At 62.3% G+C, this 21,165-nt stretch carries 19 protein-coding genes; 13 read left to right on the forward strand and 6 right to left on the reverse strand.

Features of this window, described 5'->3' with window-relative positions:
• Positions 1–161 precede the first annotated feature (161 nt).
• From tig to P3R38_RS08325, 6 genes are all read left to right on the forward strand, one after another.
• Positions 162–1,472: a trigger factor gene (gene tig / locus P3R38_RS08300; RefSeq protein ID WP_027906793.1), complete on the forward strand. Its 1,311-nt coding sequence runs from the start codon at positions 162–164 to the stop codon at positions 1,470–1,472.
• Between the two features lie 91 nt (positions 1,473–1,563).
• The gene (clpP, locus tag P3R38_RS08305; RefSeq protein WP_003259400.1) at positions 1,564–2,205 is read left to right on the forward strand and encodes an ATP-dependent Clp endopeptidase proteolytic subunit ClpP; all 642 of its coding nucleotides are present in this window, start codon (positions 1,564–1,566) and stop codon (positions 2,203–2,205) included.
• 108 nt (positions 2,206–2,313) lie between these two features.
• A complete protein-coding gene (gene clpX / locus P3R38_RS08310) occupies positions 2,314–3,597 on the forward strand; it encodes an ATP-dependent Clp protease ATP-binding subunit ClpX (protein ID WP_023379635.1) in 1,284 nt (427 codons plus the stop codon).
• A 152-nt stretch (positions 3,598–3,749) separates the two neighbouring features.
• Positions 3,750–6,146, forward strand: a complete 2,397-nt coding sequence (gene lon / locus P3R38_RS08315) for an endopeptidase La (RefSeq protein WP_277686989.1) — start codon at positions 3,750–3,752, stop codon at positions 6,144–6,146.
• Positions 6,147–6,297: 151 nt separating this feature from the next.
• The gene (hupB, locus tag P3R38_RS08320; protein WP_011533117.1) at positions 6,298–6,570 is read left to right on the forward strand and encodes a nucleoid-associated protein HU-beta; all 273 of its coding nucleotides are present in this window, start codon (positions 6,298–6,300) and stop codon (positions 6,568–6,570) included.
• A 184-nt stretch (positions 6,571–6,754) separates the two neighbouring features.
• A complete protein-coding gene (locus P3R38_RS08325) occupies positions 6,755–8,626 on the forward strand; it encodes a SurA N-terminal domain-containing protein (protein WP_027906794.1) in 1,872 nt (623 codons plus the stop codon).
• A gap of 109 nt (positions 8,627–8,735) precedes the next feature.
• Here the strand turns inward: P3R38_RS08325 and P3R38_RS08330 are convergent, their stop codons facing one another.
• Complete coding sequence (locus tag P3R38_RS08330) at positions 8,736–9,776, reverse strand: patatin-like phospholipase family protein (RefSeq protein ID WP_023379638.1); 1,041 nt, start codon at positions 9,774–9,776, stop codon at positions 8,736–8,738.
• Positions 9,777–9,942: 166 nt separating this feature from the next.
• Here P3R38_RS08330 and P3R38_RS08335 point away from each other — a divergent pair, with 166 nt between their 5' ends.
• The 3 genes from P3R38_RS08335 to P3R38_RS08345 all read left to right on the forward strand — a co-directional run bounded on the left by P3R38_RS08335 (position 9,943) and on the right by P3R38_RS08345 (position 11,890).
• On the forward strand, positions 9,943–10,221 hold the full coding sequence (locus P3R38_RS08335) for a hypothetical protein (RefSeq protein WP_023379639.1): 279 nt from the start codon (positions 9,943–9,945) through the stop codon (positions 10,219–10,221).
• A 14-nt stretch (positions 10,222–10,235) separates the two neighbouring features.
• Entirely contained in the window at positions 10,236–11,006 is a 771-nt protein-coding gene (locus P3R38_RS08340; RefSeq protein WP_256584449.1) for a CHAD domain-containing protein, read from the forward strand.
• Between the two features lie 86 nt (positions 11,007–11,092).
• Positions 11,093–11,890 (forward strand): thioesterase family protein, encoded by a 798-nt coding sequence (locus P3R38_RS08345; protein WP_027906796.1) that lies wholly within the window; start codon positions 11,093–11,095, stop codon positions 11,888–11,890.
• 37 nt (positions 11,891–11,927) lie between these two features.
• Here P3R38_RS08345 and P3R38_RS08350 read toward each other — a convergent pair whose 3' ends face one another.
• From P3R38_RS08350 to P3R38_RS08360, 3 genes are all read right to left on the reverse strand, one after another.
• Positions 11,928–12,296, reverse strand: a complete 369-nt coding sequence (locus P3R38_RS08350) for an Mpo1-like protein (RefSeq protein ID WP_023379643.1) — start codon at positions 12,294–12,296, stop codon at positions 11,928–11,930.
• A 75-nt stretch (positions 12,297–12,371) separates the two neighbouring features.
• Positions 12,372–13,850: a methyl-accepting chemotaxis protein gene (locus P3R38_RS08355; protein WP_104881978.1), complete on the reverse strand. Its 1,479-nt coding sequence runs from the start codon at positions 13,848–13,850 to the stop codon at positions 12,372–12,374.
• An 88-nt stretch (positions 13,851–13,938) separates the two neighbouring features.
• Complete coding sequence (locus P3R38_RS08360; protein WP_023379645.1) at positions 13,939–14,736, reverse strand: TatD family hydrolase; 798 nt, start codon at positions 14,734–14,736, stop codon at positions 13,939–13,941.
• 159 nt (positions 14,737–14,895) lie between these two features.
• Between P3R38_RS08360 and P3R38_RS08365 the strand changes: the two genes are divergently transcribed.
• The 4 genes from P3R38_RS08365 (at position 14,896) to greB (ending at position 17,919) form a co-directional block, all read left to right on the forward strand.
• Positions 14,896–16,302: a transglycosylase SLT domain-containing protein gene (locus P3R38_RS08365; RefSeq protein ID WP_277686990.1), complete on the forward strand. Its 1,407-nt coding sequence runs from the start codon at positions 14,896–14,898 to the stop codon at positions 16,300–16,302.
• 112 nt (positions 16,303–16,414) lie between these two features.
• On the forward strand, positions 16,415–16,852 hold the full coding sequence (locus P3R38_RS08370; protein ID WP_023379647.1) for a DoxX family protein: 438 nt from the start codon (positions 16,415–16,417) through the stop codon (positions 16,850–16,852).
• 203 nt (positions 16,853–17,055) lie between these two features.
• Positions 17,056–17,364 (forward strand): hypothetical protein, encoded by a 309-nt coding sequence (locus P3R38_RS08375; RefSeq protein ID WP_023379649.1) that lies wholly within the window; start codon positions 17,056–17,058, stop codon positions 17,362–17,364.
• Between the two features lie 78 nt (positions 17,365–17,442).
• Entirely contained in the window at positions 17,443–17,919 is a 477-nt protein-coding gene (gene greB, locus P3R38_RS08380; protein ID WP_023379651.1) for a transcription elongation factor GreB, read from the forward strand.
• A 50-nt stretch (positions 17,920–17,969) separates the two neighbouring features.
• On the opposite strand, the gene P3R38_RS08385 is transcribed toward greB, so the two are convergent.
• Positions 17,970–20,477 carry an FtsX-like permease family protein gene (locus P3R38_RS08385; protein WP_027907722.1) on the reverse strand — a complete coding sequence of 836 codons (2,508 nt, stop codon included), beginning with the start codon at positions 20,475–20,477 and terminating at the stop codon, positions 17,970–17,972.
• Entirely contained in the window at positions 20,477–21,160 is a 684-nt protein-coding gene (locus tag P3R38_RS08390; RefSeq protein WP_023379655.1) for an ABC transporter ATP-binding protein, read from the reverse strand. Before P3R38_RS08390 ends, P3R38_RS08385 begins: the two co-directional genes overlap by 1 nt.
• Between the last annotated feature and the right edge of the window lie 5 nt (positions 21,161–21,165).

Genomic DNA, 21,165 nt, shown 5'->3' on the forward strand with positions numbered 1-21,165 from the left:
GGCCCGGCGGTGCGCCGTGCGGGCCTTGCAAGTTAATCGACCGGCGTGGTTTTCCGTCGTCCCGGGTGGGGTGACTTCTGGTGCGCGACTCACTAGAATGTTTGCCCTTGATTCTGGAGTCGGGCTATCGCCGGCTAACGTCTGTGCAACGAGGAATATCCATGCAAGTTTCTGTTGAAAACACTTCCGCTCTCGAGCGCCGCATGACCATCGCCGTTCCGGCCGAGCGCGTCGAGAACGAAGTCAACAAGCGTCTGCAGCAGACTGCCAAGCGCGCCAAGGTCGCGGGCTTCCGTCCGGGCAAGGTGCCAATGAGCGTGATCCGCCAGCGCTTCGAGGGCGATGCCCGTCAGGAAGTCTTCGGTGACCTGGTCCAGGCTTCCTTCTACGAGGCGGTTGTCGAGCAGAAGCTTAACCCGGCTGGTGCTCCGTCCGTTGAGCCGAAGTCCTTCGAGAAGGGCAAGGACCTGGAATTCGTCGCTGTCTTCGAAGTCTTCCCAGAGTTCACCGTTGCGGGCCTGGAGTCGATCAAGGTCGAGCGCCTGAGCGCCGAAGTGGCTGACGCTGACCTGGACAACATGCTGGAAGTGCTGCGCAAGCAGAACGTGCGCTTCGAAGCCGTCGAGCGCGCCGCCGAGAAAGACGATCAGGTCAACATCGACTTCGTCGGCAAGATCGACGGTGAAGCCTTCGCCGGTGGTTCGGCCAAGGGCACTCAGCTGGTGCTGGGCTCCGGCCGCATGATCCCAGGCTTCGAAGATGGCCTGGTAGGCGCCAAGGCTGGCGAAGAGCGCGTTGTCAACGTGACCTTCCCAGAGGACTACCAGAACCTGGACCTGGCTGGCAAAGCCGCCGAGTTCACCATTACCGTCAACGCCGTTGCCGCGCCTCAGCTGCCAGAGCTGAACGAAGAGTTCTTCGCCCAGTTCGGTATCAAGGAATCGACCCTGGAAGGCTTCCGCGCCGAAGTTCGCAAGAACATGGAGCGTGAGCTGCGTCAGGCGATCAAGAGCAAGGTCAAGAACCAGGTCATGGACGGTCTGCTGGCCGCCAACCCGATCGAAGTGCCGAAAGCCCTTCTGGAAAACGAAGTCAACCGCCTGCGCGTCCAGGCTGTTCAGCAGTTCGGTGGCAACATCAAGCCTGAGCAGCTGCCAGCCGAGCTGTTCGAAGAGCAAGCCAAGCGCCGCGTTGTGCTGGGCCTGATCGTCGCCGAAGTGGTCAAGCAGTTCGAGCTGAAGCCGGACGACGTCAAGGTTCGCGAGATGATCGAAGAAATGGCTTCGGCTTACCAAGAGCCTGAGCAGGTCATCGCCTGGTACTACAAAAACGACCAGCAACTGAACGAAGTCCGTTCGGTTGTGCTGGAAGAACAAGTTGTAGATACTGTTCTGCAGAAAGCGACTGTGACCGACAAATCGGTCTCGTACGAAGAAGCAGTAAAACCAGCACAGGCTCCAGCCGCTGAGTAATACGTTTCTCTCGTAGGAAACCCCCACAAGCCAGCCTTCGCGCTGGCTTGTGCGTATTCAAGCCATGACTATTTGGGAGTGAGCGCAGGACATGTCCCGCAATTCTTATATTCAGCAGAGCTCTGACATCCAGGCCGCAGGCGGTCTGGTCCCGATGGTTATCGAGCAGTCCGCCCGTGGCGAACGTGCCTATGACATTTACTCGCGCCTGTTGAAGGAGCGAGTGATCTTCCTGGTTGGCCCTGTAGAGGACTACATGGCGAACCTGGTGGTGGCGCAACTGCTGTTCCTTGAAGCGGAAAACCCGGACAAGGATATCCATCTGTACATCAACTCTCCGGGCGGCTCCGTGACTGCTGGCATGTCGATCTACGACACCATGCAGTTCATCAAGCCGGACGTCTCGACCATTTGCATCGGCCAGGCCTGCAGCATGGGCGCCTTCCTTCTGGCGGCCGGTGCCAAGGGCAAGCGTCACTGCCTGCCGAACTCGCGTGTGATGATCCACCAGCCGCTGGGCGGCTTCCAGGGTCAGGCCACCGATATCGAGATCCACGCCCAGGAAATCCTCAACATCAAGGCGCGCCTGAACGAGCTGCTGGCCTACCACACTGGCCAGGACCTGGAGACCATCAAGCGCGACACCGAGCGTGACAACTTCATGAGCGCCTCGCGCGCGGCCGAGTACGGCCTGATCGACTCGGTATACGACAAGCGGCAACTGGCCTCCTGAACCCAGGTGCCAGAGCAGGTAGGTGCCGAAAGCGCCTACCTGCGGACTTGAAAAAGCCCGCAATTGCCTTCATCTTGTGTTGCAAGCCTACCGGATTGGATCGATCGAATGACTGACACCCGTAACGGCGAGGACAGCGGCAAATTGCTCTATTGCTCCTTCTGCGGCAAAAGCCAGCACGAAGTGCGCAAATTGATTGCCGGGCCCTCGGTATTTATCTGCGACGAGTGCGTCGACCTGTGCAACGACATCATCCGTGAGGAGGTGCAGGAAGCCCAGGCCGAAAGCAGCGCGCACAAATTGCCTTCGCCGAAAGAAATCAGCGGCATCCTGGACCAGTACGTAATTGGTCAGGAGCGCGCCAAGAAGGTGCTGTCCGTAGCGGTGTACAACCACTACAAGCGCCTGAACCAACGTGACAAGAAGGGTGACGAGGTCGAACTCGGCAAGAGCAACATCCTGCTCATCGGGCCAACCGGCTCGGGCAAGACTCTGCTCGCCGAAACCTTGGCACGTCTGTTGAACGTACCGTTCACCATCGCTGACGCCACGACCCTGACCGAAGCCGGTTATGTGGGTGAGGACGTCGAGAACATCATTCAGAAGCTGTTGCAAAAGTGCGACTACGACGTGGAGAAGGCCCAGATGGGTATTGTCTACATCGACGAAATCGACAAGATTTCACGTAAGTCGGACAACCCGTCGATTACCCGCGATGTATCGGGTGAGGGCGTGCAGCAAGCGCTGTTGAAACTGATCGAAGGCACCGTCGCCTCCGTACCGCCGCAAGGGGGCCGCAAGCACCCGCAACAGGAATTCCTGCAGGTTGATACCCGCAACATCCTGTTCATTTGTGGTGGCGCCTTCTCGGGCCTGGAAAAGGTCATCCAGAACCGCTCCACCAAAGGTGGCATCGGTTTCGGCGCGGAAGTGCGCAGCAAGGAAGAAGGCAAGAAGGTCGGTGAGTCGCTGCGTGAGGTCGAGCCGGACGATCTGGTGAAGTTTGGCCTGATCCCCGAGTTCGTTGGCCGTCTGCCAGTGCTGGCGACGCTCGACGAGTTGGACGAGGCTGCACTGATGCAGATCCTCACCGAGCCGAAGAACGCCCTCACCAAGCAATATGCCAAGCTGTTCGAGATGGAAAGCGTGGACCTCGAGTTCCGCAGCGACGCCCTCAAGGCCGTCGCCCGCAAGGCCCTGGAGCGCAAGACTGGCGCCCGTGGCCTGCGTTCGATCCTCGAAGGCGTGCTGCTCGACACCATGTACGAGATTCCTTCGCAGAAGGATGTCAGCAAGGTGGTGATCGACGAGAGCGTCATCGAAGGCACTTCGCAGCCGCTGCTGATCTACGAAAACAGTGAGCCGCAAGCCAAGGCCGCACCTGACCTCTGAGTCGGGCGATGGCAACAAGCAAGAAGGGGCCTACGGGCCCCTTTCTGCTTTTCCTTCTCCAGCGCTTGTAATTTGCCAAGCCTGCCCCCACATTAGGTCCAAGCATAATTTCCACCGGTTTCCGGCCATAAGGCCGCTGTAGAGGCGAAATCATGAAGACCACCCTCGACTTGCCTCTTTTGCCATTGCGCGATGTCGTTGTTTACCCGCACATGGTTATCCCGCTGTTCGTGGGGCGCGAAAAGTCTATCGAAGCCCTCGAGGCCGCGATGACGGGCGAAAAGCAGATTCTCCTGCTTGCCCAGAAGAACCCAGCCGATGACGATCCGGGCGAAGACGCCCTGTATCGTGTCGGTACCGTTGCCACCGTGCTGCAACTGCTGAAATTGCCTGATGGCACCGTGAAGGTGTTGGTCGAGGGCGAACAGCGCGGCGCGGTCGAGCGTTTCACCGAAGTTGAAGGGCACATCCGTGCCGAAGTGTCCCTGATCGACGAAGTCGACGCCGCCGAGCGCGAGTCGGAAGTCTTCGTGCGTACCCTGCTGTCGCAGTTCGAGCAGTACGTCCAACTGGGTAAGAAAGTCCCCGCCGAGGTGCTGTCGTCGCTCAACAGCATCGAAGAGCCGGGCCGCCTGGTCGATACCATGGCTGCCCACATGGCGCTGAAGATCGAGCAGAAGCAGGAAATCCTTGAGATCGTCGACCTGCCGGCCCGTGTCGAGCATGTGTTGGCGCTGCTGGATGCGGAAATCGACCTGCTGCAGGTGGAAAAACGCATCCGCGGTCGGGTCAAAAAGCAAATGGAGCGCAGCCAGCGCGAGTACTACCTGAATGAGCAGATGAAGGCCATTCAGAAGGAGCTCGGTGACGGCGACGAAGGCCACAATGAAGTCGAAGAGCTGAAGAAGCGCATCGAAGCCGCCGGCCTGCCCAAGGACGCACTGGCCAAGGCCCAGGCCGAGTTGAACAAGCTCAAGCAGATGTCGCCGATGTCGGCCGAGGCCACGGTGGTCCGCTCCTACCTCGACTGGCTGGTGCAGGTGCCGTGGAAGGCCCAGAGCAAAGTGCGCCTGGACCTGGCCAAGGCCGAGGAAATTCTCGATGCAGACCACTATGGCCTGGAAGAGGTCAAGGAGCGCATTCTCGAGTACCTCGCCGTACAGAAGCGCGTAAAGAAAATTCGCGGCCCGGTGCTGTGCCTGGTCGGTCCGCCTGGCGTCGGCAAGACCTCGCTGGCCGAGTCGATCGCTGCCGCCACCAACCGCAAGTTCGTGCGCATGGCCCTCGGTGGCGTGCGTGACGAAGCCGAGGTCCGGGGTCACCGTCGTACCTACATCGGTTCGATGCCGGGTCGTCTGATCCAGAAAATGACCAAGGTGGGTGTGCGCAACCCGCTGTTCCTGCTCGACGAAATCGACAAGATGGGCAGCGACATGCGTGGCGACCCGGCTTCGGCGCTGCTGGAAGTGCTGGATCCGGAGCAGAACCACAACTTCAACGACCACTACCTGGAGGTCGATTACGACCTCTCGGACGTGATGTTCCTCTGCACCTCGAACTCGATGAACATCCCGCCGGCGCTGCTCGACCGCATGGAAGTCATCCGTCTGCCGGGTTACACCGAGGACGAGAAGATCAACATCGCGGTCAAGTACCTGACCCCGAAGCAGGTCAAGGCCAACGGTTTGAAGAAGGAAGAGCTCGAGATCGACGTCTCGGCCATCCGCGACATCATTCGCTACTACACCCGCGAAGCCGGTGTGCGTGGCCTTGAGCGGCAGATCGCCAAGGTATGCCGCAAGGTGGTCAAGGAACATACCGGGCAGAAGCAGGTCAAGGTCAAGGTTACCAGCGAGCAGCTCGAGCACCTGCTTGGCGTGCGCAAGTTCCGCTATGGCCTGGCCGAGCAGCAAGACCAGATCGGCCAGGTTACCGGCCTTGCCTGGACCCAAGTGGGCGGCGAATTGCTGACCATCGAGGCCGTGGTGATTCCGGGCAAGGGTCAGTTGATCAAGACCGGCTCGCTGGGCGATGTCATGGTCGAGTCGATCACGGCCGCGCAGACCGTGGTTCGCAGCCGTGCCCGAAGCCTGGGCATTGCCGCCGATTTCCACGAGAAGCACGACGTGCACATCCACATGCCAGAGGGGGCAACGCCCAAAGACGGGCCGAGCGCGGGTATCGGCATGTGCACTGCGCTGGTGTCGGCGCTGACCCAGATTCCGGTGCGCGCCGATGTTGCCATGACCGGTGAGATCACCCTGCGTGGCCAGGTTCTGGCTATCGGCGGCTTGAAGGAAAAACTGCTGGCGGCACACCGTGGCGGGATCAAGACGGTGATCATTCCCGAGGAGAATGTTCGCGATCTGAAGGAGATTCCGGAAAATATCAAACAGGATCTTCAGATCAAACCCGTCAAATGGATTGACGAAGTCCTGCAAATTGCGCTGCAATACGCCCCGGAGCCCTTGCCAGATGTGGCTCCGGAGATAGTCGCGAAAGATGAAAAGCGCGACGGCGATGCTAAGGAAAGAATCAGCACGCACTAGTAGTTTTTAGCTGGGGGGCTTTCCTTGACAGTTTTTTCGGGGCCTTGCTATAAAGCGGCACGCTATTGTCAACAAGCCGCCCAGCGCACGTTTCATAAGCTTTTCATTACATACTTAGAAACAAACTCAATAGAGAATAAGGGGACTTAGAGTGAACAAGTCGGAACTGATTGACGCTATCGCCGCATCTGCTGACATCCCGAAAGCTGTAGCCGGCCGTGCGCTGGACGCAGTCATCGAATCCGTCACCGGCGCCCTGAAGCAAGGTGACGATGTGGTACTGGTTGGCTTCGGTACCTTCTCGGTCAAGGAGCGCGCCGAGCGCACCGGCCGCAACCCACAGACCGGCAAGGCTATCAAGATCGCTGCCGCCAAGGTTCCAGGCTTCAAGGCTGGTAAAGGCCTGAAAGACGCCGTCAACTAAGTCGTCTCTTTCAGCCGGTCCTGGCTTGGCCAGGTCCGACCGCGTGGCGGTGGGGCGCAAACGTTCCCGCCGAGCACGCCCGCTTTGAGAAGGCGCATCCACCGGATGCGCCTTTCTTCATATCAGGACTCTACCCACGCTCCGCGGTTGTCGACGCAGTGGTACAACCGTTTCTGGGGGACGCATGCTGCAAAATATCAGGGACAATTCACAAGGTTGGATTGCCAAGACCATCATCGGCCTCATCGTCGTGCTGATGGCGTTGACCGGGTTCGAGGCCATTTTTCAGGCCGCCACTCATTCGCAGGACGCCGCCAAGGTGAACGGCCAGACCATCAGCCAGAACGAGCTGAGCCAGGCCGCGGACATGCAGCGTCGTCAGCTGATGCAACAGCTGGGCAAGGATTTCGACCCTGCGCTGCTGGATGACAAGATGCTGCGCGACGCCGCGCTCAACGGGCTCATCGAACGCAAACTGCTGCTGCAGGGAGCCGAGGACGCCAAGTTTGCCTTGTCCGAGGCAGCGCTGGATCAAGTGATCCTGCAAAGACCGGAATTCCAGGTCGACGGCAAGTTCAATGCCGACCGTTTCGACCAGGTCATCCGCCAGATGGGCTATGGCCGCATGCAGTTCCGCGACATGCTCGCCGAAGAAATGCTCATCGGCCAACTGCGTACCGGCCTTGCCGGCAGCAGCTTCGTCACTGACAAGCAGGTGGAGGCATTCGCTCGCCTGGAAAACCAGACCCGTGACTTCGCTTCCCTGACCTTCAAGGCCAACCCGGCTGTGGTCAAGGTCAGCGACGAAGAGGTCAAGGCGCATTATGACGAGCATGCCAAGGAGTTCATGTCGCCGGACCAGGTGGTCATCGACTACATCGAGTTGAAGAAGTCGGTGTTCTTCGACCAGGTCAAAGTGACCGATGACGAGCTCAAGGCCCAGTACGAGAAAGAAATCGCCAACCTGGCCGAACAGCGCCATGCCGCTCACATCCTGATCGAAGTCAACGACAAGGTCAGCGATGCCCAGGCCAAGGCCCGCATCGAGGAAGTCGAGCAGCGTCTGGCCAAGGGTGAGGATTTCGCCGCCCTGGCCAAGGAGTTCTCCCAGGACCCTGGCTCTGCCAACAGCGGTGGTGATCTCGGTTTCGCTGGCCCGGGCGTCTATGACCCCGCCTTCGAGGATGCGCTGTACAAGCTCAAGGACGGTCAGGTATCGGCTCCGGTGCGCACCGAGTTCGGCTACCACCTGATCAAGCTGCTGGGCGTGCAGGCGCCGGAAGTACCGAGCTTTGCCAGCCTCAAGGACAAGTTGACTCGCGACCTGAAGCTGCCGCTGGTCGAGCAGCGTTACGTCGATGCCGCCAAGCAGTTGCAGGATGCCGCTTACGAGGCGTCCGACCTGGTTCAGCCGGCCCAGGACCTGAACCTGAAGGTGCAGACTTCGGCACCGTTCGGTCGTGAAGGCGGCGAAGGTATCACTGCCAACCGTGCGGTGATCCAGGCGGCATTCTCCGAAGAAGTGCTGGAGGAGGCTGCCAACAGCACCGCCATCGAGCTCGACCCGGAGACCACCGTGGTGCTGCGCGTCAAGGAGCACCGCAAGCCTGAGCAACTGCCGCTGGAGGCCGTGGCCAAGAACATCAGGGAGCACCTGGCCAAAGAGAAGGCTACCGCCGAGCTCAAGGCCAAAGCCGACAAGCTGATTGCAGGTCTGCGCGATGGTTCCATCGCCGCGGGTGCTGCATACGAAGGGCAGGGGTGGACTGCACACGAAGCCGTTACCCGTGGCCAGGACGGTATCGACCCGGCCGAGTTGCAGGCGCTGTTCCGTCTGGCCAAGCCGCAAGCCAAGGACAAACCGGTGTTCGGCAGTGTGGTGCTCAATGACGGCAGCCTGGTAGTGCTGCAACTCAAGGGCGTGAACGAAGGCGCCGCCGCTAGCGACGAGGAGAAGCTGCAGATCCGCAGCTACCTCGCTTCGCGGGCCGGTCAGCAGGACTTCGCGGCCTACCGCAAGCAGCTGGAAGCCAAAGCGGACATCACTCGTTACTGAGTGGTTGCTGCAAACCGAAACAGGCCGCTCATGCGGCCTGTTTCGTTTCTGCGGCTTGGGTTGGCCTCATCACCGGCAAGCCGCTACCGCGGGGTAAGGGGGCGGAGGTCTAACGCTTCTCACCCTCGTAGTTATCGAGGGTATCCCGGGCAATCTCACGCCCCAGTGCGATCAGCTCAGGCGCCTTGTAGAACTCAAAGAACCGGCATACACGTTTGGGCACGTTGATCAGCACATCCGGCGGGTACCCTGCGATCTTGTACTGCGCCAGCGAGGTTTGCATCACTTCGAAGCTCTGGTTGATCAGGTCCAGCAGTGACGCCGGACCGACGTTGTCGATGATGAACGAGCCGGTGGCTGACTTGGGGGCACCTTCGCGCTCCGGAGCTGCCGCAGGCTGCTGAGCTTCGGGGTCGGCGACGTCGGCGAGCCAGGGGTTGGGGGGCGCGAGCCCCTCGGCGACGATCTCCTGTTCGATACGTATCAACTCTTCTGCGGGCTTGCGCCGGAACGGCAAGCGCGACCCCAGCGAGGTCAGCAGCGCGTCGAAGCGCATCTTGAAGGCTGCCGGGCGCTCGATGACAGGCAACTGATACTGTTTCTGGTTGGTGGCGTTGAGATTGACCGCGATGATCAGATCGCAGTGGCTGGATACCACCGGCACGATTGGCAGCGGGTTGAGGATGCCGCCGTCGACCAGCATGCGATTGCCCTGCATCACGGGCGTGAACAGGCTCGGAATGGCCGCCGAAGCACGCATGGCCTGGTGCAGGCAGCCCTCCTGGAACCAGATTTCCTGCTGGTTGGTGAGGTCGGTGGCCACCGCCGTGTAGGGTATGCGCAACTGTTCGATGTTGATTTCGCCGACGATCTTGCGAATCTGGCCAAACACCTTGTCGCCGCGAATGGCGCCAAGGCGGAAGCTGACATCCACCAGGCGCAGCACATCCAGGTAATCGAGGCTTTCGATCCAGTTGCGGTAGTCGTCGAGCTTGCCGGCGGCGTAGATGCCACCAATCACCGCGCCCATGGAGCAACCGGCAATGCAGGCGATATCATAACCGCGCCGTTCGATTTCCTCGATCACGCCAATGTGGGCGTAGCCCCGAGCCCCACCCGATCCCAACACCAGCGCTACACGTTTGTTCATGATCGTTCCCCGGCTTGTGCAACCATTGTCCAACAATGCACGCTTTGATGCCTGTGCTTCAATGTAGACCGCGCTGGACTACTCTAAGCAAGGCATATCGAGCAGGGCACTTTTCAGCGGACCGTGCGTCGAACAGCCACACTTATTTTCTTTTGAGGTAACACTGATGAAAGCCTGGATCTGCCTTCCTCTGATTGCCCTGGCCCTTGCTGGCTGTGCGGGCAAGACGGCCTACCGTGACAGCTGTGCGACCCAGTTGGATGCCGCCTGGAAGGAGCTCGACCTGGCCAAGGCCGAAGGCTTTGCCGGTACCGTCAGTTACTCCAAGGCACTGTCGCTGTTGACCGGGGCCAAGACCCAGCAACAGTTCGAAGGCTTCGAAGGGTGTACCCGCAAAGCCGAGAAGGCACGCTTCTATATCCGTGAGTCCCGCGCCGGGCGCTGACCGGGGAGCGTCATATGTCCACCACCATGCTCGATCATGTCGTTGCCCAGATCCTGAACCTGCAGGTGCGACTGTTGGCGAGTCGCGAGCGTCTGGCTGCCGATACCGACAGCGAGGCGCTGCATGATCTGCGCACCAGCCTACGGCGCTTGCGTAGCCTGTTGCGGCCGTTGCGCGGGTTGCCTGGGGTGGAGCAACTGGAAGATGCCGCCAGGGCGTTGGGTAGCCTGACCACGCCATTGCGAGACCGTGAGGTGCTGGGTGCAGAGCTGGTTCGCCGTGGCATCGTCCAGGCGGGGAAGCGGCGTCTGGAAGGGCGGGGCAATACCTTCGCCAGCGTGGCGAACAGCGCGCAACTAGGCCGGGTGCTGGCCATTCTCGATGCGTTTCCCTTGTTCCTGCGTGCGGCTGATCGTGAGGGGCTGACCAAGTCGCTCGACAGGCGCATCGACAAGCGTCTGGACAAGCAATGGCGCAAATTGCGCAAGGCGCTGGCCGACCCTGCCCATGACCGGCATCGCTTGCGTTTGCTGATCAAGCGAGCCCGTTATGGTGATGAAGCCTATCCGCAACTGGGGCATACGGGGAAGAAACTGCGGCGTCTGCTCAAGCGTGCGCAGGGTGACCTGGGCGACTGGCATGATCGGCTGCAATGGCTGATACAGGCTCGCGAGCAGGCGGACCTAGCCTCCTGCGGTGCGGACTGGGAGCAGGAGTTGCATGAGGCCGAGCGTCAGTCCGATGTCACCTTGGATGCCCTGCAGGCGGCGCTTGAGCACAGATAGCCCTGCAAATGACCGAAATGCGGGCTGATGGCTCGTGGCAGGGCCTTTAGTATGGCCTCATATGCCTGCCCGAGGAGCCTTGCCCCGTGAACTTCGATCAATTGCTCAATGCTGTAGGAGCGCAATCCGAACCCATCAGCATCCCACCTGAGTGGGCCCAGGGCCGCGCTGTGTTCGGTGGCCTCATGGCGGCCATGGTCTACAAGGCCATGAGCTTGAAACTGCCTGACGATCGGCCGGTGCGTTCGCTGGCCATCAGCTTCGTTGCCCCGGCTGCCCCCGATGTACCGATACGCTTCGAGGCCGAGGTGCTGCGCGAGGGCAAGGCGGTTAGCACGCTGCTGGGCCGAGCCGTGCAAGGTGGTCAGGTCGTCACCCTGATCCAAGGCAATTTTGGTGCGGGGCGGCCTTCGGTGGTCGACGTGCCAGCACAGCCTGCGATCCCCATGAAGGCGCTCGAAGCGTCTGCCCCGGAGCTTCCCTATATCAAAGGAGTCACCCCGGAGTTCATGCGCCATGTGGCCCTGCGCTGGGCGATCGGTGGTCTACCGTTCAGCGGCAATGCATCACGGCAGATGGGGGGCTGGGTGCGACTGCGCGATGTTGCACAGGCGCAGGTCAACGTAGCTCACCTGCTCGCCCTGGTCGATGCCTGGCCGCCCAGCCTGATGCCCTTCCTGAAACAGCCGGCGGCGGGCAGTACCCTGACCTGGACCATCGAGTTCATCCAGCCGACGCCGAAACTGTCGACCTTGGACTGGTGCCGCTATTGCGTCGAAACCGAACATGCCCGCGATGGCTACGGACACGCGGCGGCAGCCCTGTGGACGGCCGACGGTGAGTTGCTGGCGCTGAGCCGGCAAACGGTCACGGTATTCGCCTAGCGGGTGCGAAGCAGGACGCTCACAGGAGGGAGGAGCTTCAACGCCGATGTTTGTGTCGCTCTCGCCAGGCACGCCACCAGGCGCCGCTGAGCACGAACCGCGGAAAGGTGATGAACTGCTCGGTCAGCAGGCGTTTTACGGCATCCTTGCGGTTGGCGAAGGGTTCCGGTTGCTCGGCTTCCAGGCGATGGCCTTGGCGCTGCATGCCAAGGCCTGCGATCAGGGCGATGACACCGACTGCGATCTGGCCCAAGTCCAGCGCGACGATACCCGACAGCACCAGTAGCGCGCCCAGGATGAACAGCGGCACCGCGATCAGGTGGAGCACCAGGTTGGTGGGGTGGCGGTGGTTGTGATGGTAGCCGCGCCATTGCCAGGCGGGCAGATTGGGCAGACGTTTGCTCATGGGCATTTCCTCTCGGTCATGCCCAAAGCTTAGTGCCGCCGAGGATCGGCAGCCAATCGACGCTGGCTATGGTGACTATAGCTTGAGTTGGCCAATAGCCTTGTTCAGTTCCCCGGCCAAGGTCGCCAGTTCGCTGCTGGTGGTGGCCGAGCCGACGGTCTGCTGCACGGTTTCTTCGGTCACGTCGCGAATGCTCACCACCGCGCGATTCATCTCTTCGGCGACTTGGCTTTGCTGCTCCGCGGCCACGGCGATCTGGGTATTGCTCTCGCGCATCTGCGCCACGGCGTCAGTGATCTCTGCCAGGGCGATGCCGGCTTCCTGCGCTTGCTTGACGCAGTCGTCAGCCTTGTACGAGCTCTCTTGCATGAACTCGACGGCATCGCGGGTGCCGGACTGCAGCGCCGCGACCATGGTGGTGATTTCGTCGGTGGAGGTTTGTACGCGCTTGGCCAGGTTGCGCACCTCGTCGGCGACCACGGCGAAACCGCGGCCCAGGTCGCCGGCGCGGGCGGCCTCGATAGCGGCGTTGAGTGCCAGCAGGTTGGTCTGTTCGGCAATGCTGTGAATGACGCTGACCACACCGTTGATCTTCTGGCTGTCATCAGCGAGCTGGCGGATCATTTCGGCGGTTTGTTGCACGCCGCTGGACAGCCCGGAGATCGAATCCTGAACCCGGTTGACGACATCCTTGCCGCTCCCGGCCAAGGTATCAGCGGTCTGCGAAAGGTCGCGGGTGGCGCCGGCGTGCTGGGCGATGTGATGCACGGTGGCCGACATCTCGTTGATGGCCGTGGCGGCCTGGTCGGTTTCGCTCTGTTGGCCAAGCATGCCGTGGCGCACCTCGTTCATGCTCGCTGCCAGGCGCGCAGCGCCGGAGTCCAGTTGCGCGGCGGTACGTGCCACGGTGCTGACCACGCGGTGATAGGTCGACTGCATGGCATTGAAGGCACCGGCCATCTGGCCGACTTCATCGCCACAGGCCAAGGGGACCCGCGCCGACAAGTCGCCGGTTTTCTCCACGTGCAGCATGACGTCCTTGAGGGTGTTGAGTTGGCTCAGCAGGAAGCGAATCAACAGTTGCGACGCGCAGAGCATCGCCAGCATCAGGATCAGCACGCACACTGCATAGTTGGTGAAACGGTCAAGGAACACCTGGCGCAGGCTCGGCGAAGCGGCCAGCACCGCAACCTGCTGGTTGCCATGGCGCAGTACTTGGGCGCCACGTAGCGGGTTGTCGCCGAGGATCCAGGCGGCGGGTAACTCGACCCAGCCCTGGGCATCGCGCAGGCCTTCCACGGGTTCGCCGGCATAGGTTGGAGTTTGCCCGGACTGCCAGGTGATGACATTGGCCTGCACGGGCAGGGCTTGCCCGGTTGGCCAGGCAGCCAGTAGCGCTGCCTGGGCGGATGCCTGGCCGTGCGCGGCTTCCGCCCGGGCGCGTTGCTCCAGGTGCACGGCGTACAGCACCAGTAGCAGGGTCGTGACGAAGGCCACCGCGTTGACGGCCCAGAACTTGTACTTCAGGGAAACATTGCTAATCCAGGCACCCATGGGCAGGTCTTCTCTGAGTTGAGCGGGAACATTGTTGGCAAGGTGCCATCATTGTGCCCGGGCAAGCCAGCGCCTGTGTTGATATGCGTCAACGGAGCCCGAAGAAGGCCCGTGCCGTTGCCGTGGTGTGGGCGGCGGTGTGCTCCAGCGATTCGCCACGATGCAAGGCCACCTCGCGCAATACTTCGGGCAGGAACGCTGGCTCGTTGCGTCCATTCTTCGGTTTTGGCCGTAGGCTGCGCGGCAGCAGATAGGGCGCATCGCTCTCCAGCATCAGCCGGCCTTCGGGGATGTTCCCAACCAGAGGGTGCAGGTGGGTTCCCCGGCGTTCATCGCAGATCCAGCCGGTCATTCCGATATGCAGGTCGAGGTCCAGGTAGCTGAACAGCGCCGCGCGCTCGCCTGTGAAGCAGTGCACCACAGCGGCAGGCAGGTGGTCGCGGAAGTCCTTGAGCACCGCCAGCAGGCGTTCGCTGGCGTCGCGCTCGTGCAGGAACACCGGCAGGCGCAATTCGGCGGCGAGCGCCAGCTGGGCTTCCAGGGCTTTTTCCTGCAGCGGGCGAGGGGAGAAGTCGCGGTTGAAATCCAGCCCGCATTCGCCGACTGCACGCACCCTTGGTTCGTTCAGCAGTTGGCGCAACTGGCGTTCGCTGTCGGCATCCCAGGATGTGGCGTCATGGGGGTGCACACCGGCGGTGGCGAACAGGTGGCGGGCGTCTGCATCGAGCTGCTGACACAGGGCCAGGGCCTGTTCGCTGATTTCCAGGCTGGTGCCCGTCAGGACCATCTGCGCCACACCGGCCTCGATGGCGCGTTCGACAATGGCCGCCTGTTGATCATGAAAGCTGCTGTTGGTCAGGTTGACGCCGATATCGATCAGTTGCATGGTGCTACCTCGTGCCGCGGGGCGGCCAGCATAGCAAAAAGCGCGATATTCGGAAAAAAGCCAAGAACTTCAGGCTGTTGCCGTGGTCTTCTGCCGCCGTTTATTACGAGCTGCCTGTGCCACATGGATGCCGCCTCCCGACCTCGGACACGTTCTAGCATGCTGCGATACCTGCTCATCTTGCTGCTGACGCTTGGGCTGCTCACGACCGGCCAGGCCCAGCCGCGTCTGCCTGGCCCTCAGCAGAGCGTGCCGCCTGCCAATGTCCGTGATCTGGAACACGTCCGCGCCAGTAAAGTGTTGCGGGTCTTGGTCAACCAGAGTCGCAACAGCTCGGGCGAGGTCAAGGGCGAGCCGGTTGGCCTGGAGTATTATCGCCTGCGTGCGCTCGAGCATTACCTCAACGCCCGCGCGGGTGACGGCCAGCAGATTCAGCTCAAGCTGATCCCCAGGGCCAAGGAGCAATTGCTGGGTGCACTGCAGCGTGGCGAAGGAGACCTGGCCGCGCCGGGCGAGTTGCTCGACCCCTCCATGGTGCGCGGCGTCGACACCAGCGCTCCGGTGCTGGACCTGGTGCCGCTGGTGCTGGTGGGGCGCAAGGGCGAACGCAGCTTCAGCCGGGTCGAGCAACTGTCGGGTCGCACCGTGGCATTGACCAGTGCCAGCGCCGCCGGCCCGGTGATCGAACAGCTCAACCAGCAGTTGGCGTTGCGCAAGCGGCCGCCGATCAAGGTGGAGTGGGTCGATGCGACCCTGGCGATCGAAGACGTGCTGGAGATGGTCCAGGCCGGCATCTACCACCTGACCCTGGTCGAGCGGCCCATTGCGCAGCGCTGGGCCAAGGTGATGCCGCGGCTTCGTCTCGACACCCGGGTGCAAGTGGGCAGGCCGCAGGCCATACGGTGGTATGTCCGGCGCGATGCACCGCAGCTGTTGGCCACCGTCGACCGTTTCCTGCAGGTCTACCGTGCACCGGACAACCAGGATGCGGCATTCGAACGCATCTATCGACGCCAGTACCGTGTGCGCGACCCGTTGGCCAAGAAGGACCGCCAGCGGTTGGCCTCGCTGCGCCCGGTGTTGCAGAAGCACGGCCAGGCCCAGCAGATCGACTGGTTGAACCTGGCCGCGCTGGCGTTCAAGGAGTCCACTCTGAACCCAAGTGCCCGTGGCAGTGGAGGGGCCCACGGGCTGATGCAGATCACACCCTCGGCGGCGCAGCGGGTGGGGGTGAGCAATACCGCGACCGTCGATGGCAACGTCCAGGCCAGTGCCCGCTACCTGGCGATGATTCGCCGCAAGTTTTTCGCCAGTGCGCAGATCAACGAGCGTGAACGCATGGCCTTCGTACTGGCAGCCTACAACCTCGGGCCAGAGCGCGTCCAAGCCATGCGTGCCGAGGCTCGGCGCCGAGGCCTCAACGGTAACCAATGGTTCTTCCAAACCGAGCGCATCGCCATGGAGCAGGTGGGGATGGGGCCGGTCAACTTCGTCAACAGCGTCAATAAATACTTCCTGGCGTTCAATCGCGAGCGTGCGGTGTTGGAGCGAGTGGCCAAGCGTTAAAGTATCGAATATATCGATAGTGGTTAGCGTTATTTTGCGATTTTACTATCCGTTAATTTGATTAAGATGGCGCCCATCCCAACACACACCGCTTACTCAAGGAAGTCTCGAAATGAACACCACCACTCTCAACGCCCTGTTCTCCACCCGTGCCGGCGCAGGTCTTAGCGTCATTCGCATTCTGGTCGGCATCATCTTCATGGCCCACGGCGCGCAGAAACTGTTCGGCCTGTTTGGCGGCTACGGCCTGGAAGGCACTGGCCAATGGATGGAAAGCATCGGTCTGGCACCTGGCTACCTGATGGCCCTGCTCTCGGGGAGCGCAGAGTTCTTCGGCGGCCTGGCATTGGTGATCGGCTTGTTGGCCCGTCCTGCTGCACTGGCACTGACCGTGACCCTGATCGTGGCGATCTTCTCGGTGCACATCGGCAACGGCTTGTTCATGTCCAACAACGGCTACGAGTTCGCCCTGGCGCTGCTGGCCGGTACCGTGGCGGTGCTCATCGAGGGCGCGGGTCGCTTCTCGCTGGACCGTTTGATCGCCCGCTGAAATCGGTCTGCGGCAAGCTGCGATGAAGGTCTACTTGCAGCTTGCCGCTTCTCGCTCTAGGATACCGCCTGCGCCGATTTAAACAGCTACTTGCGGGGCGCGGGATAAGCCCCCTCCGGGTCATCCGAAATACCGCTAAAGCGCTGGTTCGGTGACGCCTCCCACCGCTGCCCAGCGGGATTCGCGAGGCGGAGAGATGCTCCATGAGTTGTCCACGTACCAGTGTCTGCTTGACCCCACTGCCTGCCAACCAGGCGTCCCGTACCCCGCGCATCCTGCTCGGCGGCCAGCATCAGCCCACGCTTTTGCGTCATCTCGAAGGCTTGTCGCGCCGTAAAGGCCAGGCCCGTGCGTTTCTCATCCAGTTCGCCGAATCCTGCTTCGACCTCGAACAGTACGGCAACGACCGCTTCGACCTTGCCGTGATCCAGGCACCCACAGCCCAGGATGCCGGCCAGGTCATCGGCCACCTCACCCGCATTGCGCGCCAGGGCCTGATCACCCGCCGCTGACAGCGGTTCAGGCACTGATGGATTGTTGTATGCTTGGCCCCGGACTGTTCGTTGATCAGACGTTGTCGGGGGTCAGAGTTGCCAACAAACATCATCACCCGCCATGGGTTCGAGTCCTTGAAAGGTGAACTCGACCATTTGTGGCGAGTGTATCGGCCGGAAATTACCCAGAAAGTGGCATGGGCAGCGTCGCTGGGTGACAGGAGCGAGAATGCCGATTACCAGTACAACAAGAAGCTGCTTCGGGAAATCGACCGCCGCGTACGCTACCTGCGCAAGCGCCTTGAAGATGTAAAGGTGGTGGATTACTCGCCAGAGCAGGAAGGGCGGGTATTCTTCGGAGCCTGGGTCGAAGTGGAGGACGTCGAGGGCGACACCAAGGCATTCCGTATCGTCGGCTACGATGAAATCTATGATCGCAAGGATTACATCTCCATCGACTCGCCGATGGCCAGGGCACTGCTGAAGAAGTCCGAGGGCGACGAGGTGGTCGTCGCGACGCCGGCTGGCGAAGCTGTCTGGTACATCACCAAGATTACCTATTCCACCCCCTGACGTGGGTCCGCTATGGCCAGCAGCGGACCTTGCCGTGGGCATCCGGGGTTTCAACTTTCTCTGAGGACGGCCAGCGGGCTGGCGTTCAATGCCCGTCGCGTGCCCAACACGCCCGCGCCACCCACCAGCAGCGCGCCGGCCAGCGGTAGCACCAGCAGCCAGGGGTGCGGGCTCCATTGCAAGTCGAAGGCATAGCGATACAGCACCAGCGTGATCAGCTCGCACCCCAACGCCGCGAGCGTGCCACTGACAGCGCCCAGCAAGCCGAACTCGATGCGCCGGGCCTTGACCAGCAGCGGTCGCGGCGCACCCAGTGCACGGAGCAATGCACCCTGGCGGATGCGCTCGTCCAGGGTCGCCTGCAGCCCGGCGAACAGCACTGCCAGGCCCGCCGCCAGCACGAACGACAGGACGTACTCGACTGCCAGGGTGACTTGGGCAAGGATACTGCGTAGCTGCTCAAGCAAGGCATCGACCTGGAGAATGGTCACCGCTGGAAATGCCCGTGACAGTGCCACTACTTCAAGGTCGTGGCCAGGCCCCAGGTAGAAGCTGGTCAGGTAGGTGGTCGGTAGCCCTTGCAACGTGCCAGGCTGAAAGATCATGTAGAAGTTCGGCTGGAAGCTGTCCCAGTGCACGCTGCGCAGGCTAGTGACCCGGGCCTGGCGCTGCTGGCCGCCGATGTCGAAGGTCAACAGGTCGCCCATGTGCAGCTTGAGGCTGCTGGCCAGTTCGGCTTCGACAGAAACACCAGGAATCTGGTCGACGGGCGGCGGAACCTGCCACCAGTTGCCGGCGGTCAGCGTATTGCCCTCGGGCAGTTCGGCGGCCCAGGTCAGGCTAAGGTCGCGTTGTACCGCGCGCTCGCCCGCCGAGTCCTTGCTGACGACCTGCTGCACGGGTTGGTCGTTGATCCGGATCAGCCGCCCCGGCGTGACCGGGTAGAGCGGCGCTGTGCTGGCGTTGACCTGACGCAGACGTTCGGCGAACGGTTCGCGATCGTCCGGCAGGATATTCAGGGCGAAATGGTTGGGCGCGTCCTTGGGCAATTGCGCTTGCCAGGTGTCGAGCAGTTCGGCGCGCAACAGTGCGACCAAAGCCATGGCCAGCAGAATCAGGCCGAACGCCAGGGCCTGGCCGGCGGCGGCCATGGGGTGGCGCAGCAGTTGGCCCAGCCCCAGGCGCCAGGTCAGGGGGGCACCGGCCAGCAGCCGCCTGAGGCTGCGCAAGCCCAGCAAGAGCAAACCGCCGAGCACCAGTGCGGCAAGCAGGCCACCGCCCAGCAGGGCGAACGTCAGCAGCAGGTCGAGGCTCAGGCGCCACATGATCAGACCCAGTGCGAGCAAGGCCGCCCCGTAGACCAGCCAGCTGCTCGGTGGCACGGGCAGCAGGTCACGACGCAACACCCGCAAAGGTGGCACTTGGCCGAGAGCGGCGATCGGGGGCAGGGCGAAGCCGGCCAGGGCCACCAAGCCGGTGCCGATTCCCGCTAGCGCTGGCGTCAATCCACCGGGTGGTACAACGCTCGGTAACAGACCTTCGAGCAGGCGGAACAGGCCTAGCTGCGCCAGCCAGCCGAGCAGGGCGCCAGCCAGGGCTGCGGCAAGGCCGAGCAGGGCCAGTTGCACGCAATACAGTCCCAGGGCCTGCCGGCGGGAGAGCCCCAGGCAGCGCAGCAGCGCGCTGGCGTCCAGGCGTCGTGCCGCGTAACGGCTGGCCGACAAGGCCACCGCCACGCCAGCCAGCAGCACCGCCACCAGGCTGGCCATGTTCAGGTAACGTTCGGCCTTGCCCAGGGCGCCGCCGATCTGCTGGTTGCCGTCGCGGGTATCGCGCAGTCGCTGGTTAGCCGCCAGCCCGCCTTCGAGGGTCTGGCGATACTGCGCCAGGGCCGGGCCTTCGCCGCGCCACAGGTCGCGGTAGGTCACCCGGCTGCCGGGTTGGATGACCCCGGTGGCGGGCAGGTCCGCGAGGTTCATCATCACCCGGGGTGTCAGGCTGTAGAAGTTGTTGGCGCGGTCCGGCTCGTAGGTGAGTACGCGGCTCATGCGCAAGGGTTTCATACCCACGTCGATACTGTCCCCAATCGACAGCCCAAGTGCCGCCAGCAGACGCGGCTCGACCCAGGCTTCACCGGGGGCAGGGCCGCCACCAGGCGCTTCTTGCGCATAAGGCGCAGCGGCACTGCGCACCTGCCCTCGAAGCGGATAGGCGCTATCGGTGGCCTTGATGCTGGACAACTGAATGCCGGCGTCACCGCCCACCACACTGGTGAACTCGACCACCTGCGCATGGCTCAGTCCCAGAGATCGCCCGGCGTCTATCTGGTCCTGGCGGGCGGGCGAGCTACCCTGCAACACCAGGTCTGCGCCCAGGAACTCGCTGGCGCGCAACAGCATGGCGCCGTTGAGGCGGGCACCGAAGTAGCCAATGGCCGTGCTGGCGGCCACGGCGACCAGCAGGGCGAAGAACAGCACGCGCACTTCACTGGCGCGGGCGTCGCGCAGCAGTTGGCGCACGGCCAAGCCGCACAGGCGGGAAAAGGGCATGTGGGTCATCAGACCTCCGCAGCGGCCACCAGGCGGCCAGCGTCCAGGCGGATCTGGCGGCGGCAGCGCTGGGCCAGGCGCTCGTCATGGGTGACCAGCACCAGGGTGGTGCCGCGTTCCTTGTTAAGCTCGAACAGAAGATCGCTGATGCGCTCGCCGGTATGGCTGTCCAGATTGCCGGTCGGCTCATCGGCGAACAGTACCGCCGGATGCGCGGCAAATGCCCGGGCGATGGCTACCCGTTGCTGCTCGCCACCGGACAGTTGGCGAGGCGTGTGGCTCAGGCGCTTGCCCAGGCCGACGCGTTCGAGCAAGGTGCGGGCTTGTTCGCGGGCATCGCGACGACCGTCGAGCTCCAGCGGCAGCATCACGTTTTCCAGGGCGTTGAGGCTGTCGAGCAACTGGAACGACTGGAACACGAAGCCGACATGCTCGGCACGCACCCGTGCGCGCTGGTCCTCGTCCAGTGGCCCCAGGTCCTGGCCTGCGAGGATGACCTTGCCGGCGCTGGGGCGGTCCAGCCCGGCGAGCAGGCCGAGCAGGGTCGACTTGCCCGAGCCCGATGCACCGACGATGGCCAGGCTGTCGCCCTGGGCGAGATCAAGGGAGAGGGCGTGGAGGATGGTCAGGTCACCTTCCGCGCTTGGGACCACTTTGCTAAGGTTCTGCGCAACGAGAATGCTGGGGCCCATGGAGA

Origin of the sequence: Pseudomonas sp. NyZ480, from assembly GCF_029537255.1 — a bacterium.
Taxonomy (GTDB): Bacteria; Pseudomonadota; Gammaproteobacteria; order Pseudomonadales; family Pseudomonadaceae; genus Aquipseudomonas; species Aquipseudomonas taiwanensis.

Bases quoted from the DNA above. Each gene is read 5' to 3' on its own strand.
- P3R38_RS08370 (WP_023379647.1), top strand. From the start codon at position 16,415: ATGAACACCACCACTCTCAACGCCCTGTTCTCCACCCGTGCCGGCGCA.
- P3R38_RS08350 (WP_023379643.1), bottom strand. From the start codon at position 12,296: ATGAGCAAACGTCTGCCCAATCTGCCCGCCTGGCAATGGCGCGGCTAC.
- P3R38_RS08340 (WP_256584449.1), top strand. From the start codon at position 10,236: ATGTCCACCACCATGCTCGATCATGTCGTTGCCCAGATCCTGAACCTG.
- P3R38_RS08360 (WP_023379645.1), bottom strand. From the start codon at position 14,736: ATGCAACTGATCGATATCGGCGTCAACCTGACCAACAGCAGCTTTCAT.
- clpX (WP_023379635.1), top strand. From the start codon at position 2,314: ATGACTGACACCCGTAACGGCGAGGACAGCGGCAAATTGCTCTATTGC.
- P3R38_RS08330 (WP_023379638.1), bottom strand. From the start codon at position 9,776: ATGAACAAACGTGTAGCGCTGGTGTTGGGATCGGGTGGGGCTCGGGGC.
- tig (WP_027906793.1), top strand. From the start codon at position 162: ATGCAAGTTTCTGTTGAAAACACTTCCGCTCTCGAGCGCCGCATGACC.
- P3R38_RS08385 (WP_027907722.1), bottom strand. From the start codon at position 20,477: ATGACCCACATGCCCTTTTCCCGCCTGTGCGGCTTGGCCGTGCGCCAA.
- lon (WP_277686989.1), top strand. From the start codon at position 3,750: ATGAAGACCACCCTCGACTTGCCTCTTTTGCCATTGCGCGATGTCGTT.
- P3R38_RS08390 (WP_023379655.1), bottom strand. From the start codon at position 21,160: ATGGGCCCCAGCATTCTCGTTGCGCAGAACCTTAGCAAAGTGGTCCCA.
- P3R38_RS08335 (WP_023379639.1), top strand. From the start codon at position 9,943: ATGAAAGCCTGGATCTGCCTTCCTCTGATTGCCCTGGCCCTTGCTGGC.
- P3R38_RS08325 (WP_027906794.1), top strand. From the start codon at position 6,755: ATGCTGCAAAATATCAGGGACAATTCACAAGGTTGGATTGCCAAGACC.
- P3R38_RS08375 (WP_023379649.1), top strand. From the start codon at position 17,056: ATGAGTTGTCCACGTACCAGTGTCTGCTTGACCCCACTGCCTGCCAAC.
- P3R38_RS08365 (WP_277686990.1), top strand. From the start codon at position 14,896: ATGCTGCGATACCTGCTCATCTTGCTGCTGACGCTTGGGCTGCTCACG.
- clpP (WP_003259400.1), top strand. From the start codon at position 1,564: ATGTCCCGCAATTCTTATATTCAGCAGAGCTCTGACATCCAGGCCGCA.
- P3R38_RS08355 (WP_104881978.1), bottom strand. From the start codon at position 13,850: ATGGGTGCCTGGATTAGCAATGTTTCCCTGAAGTACAAGTTCTGGGCC.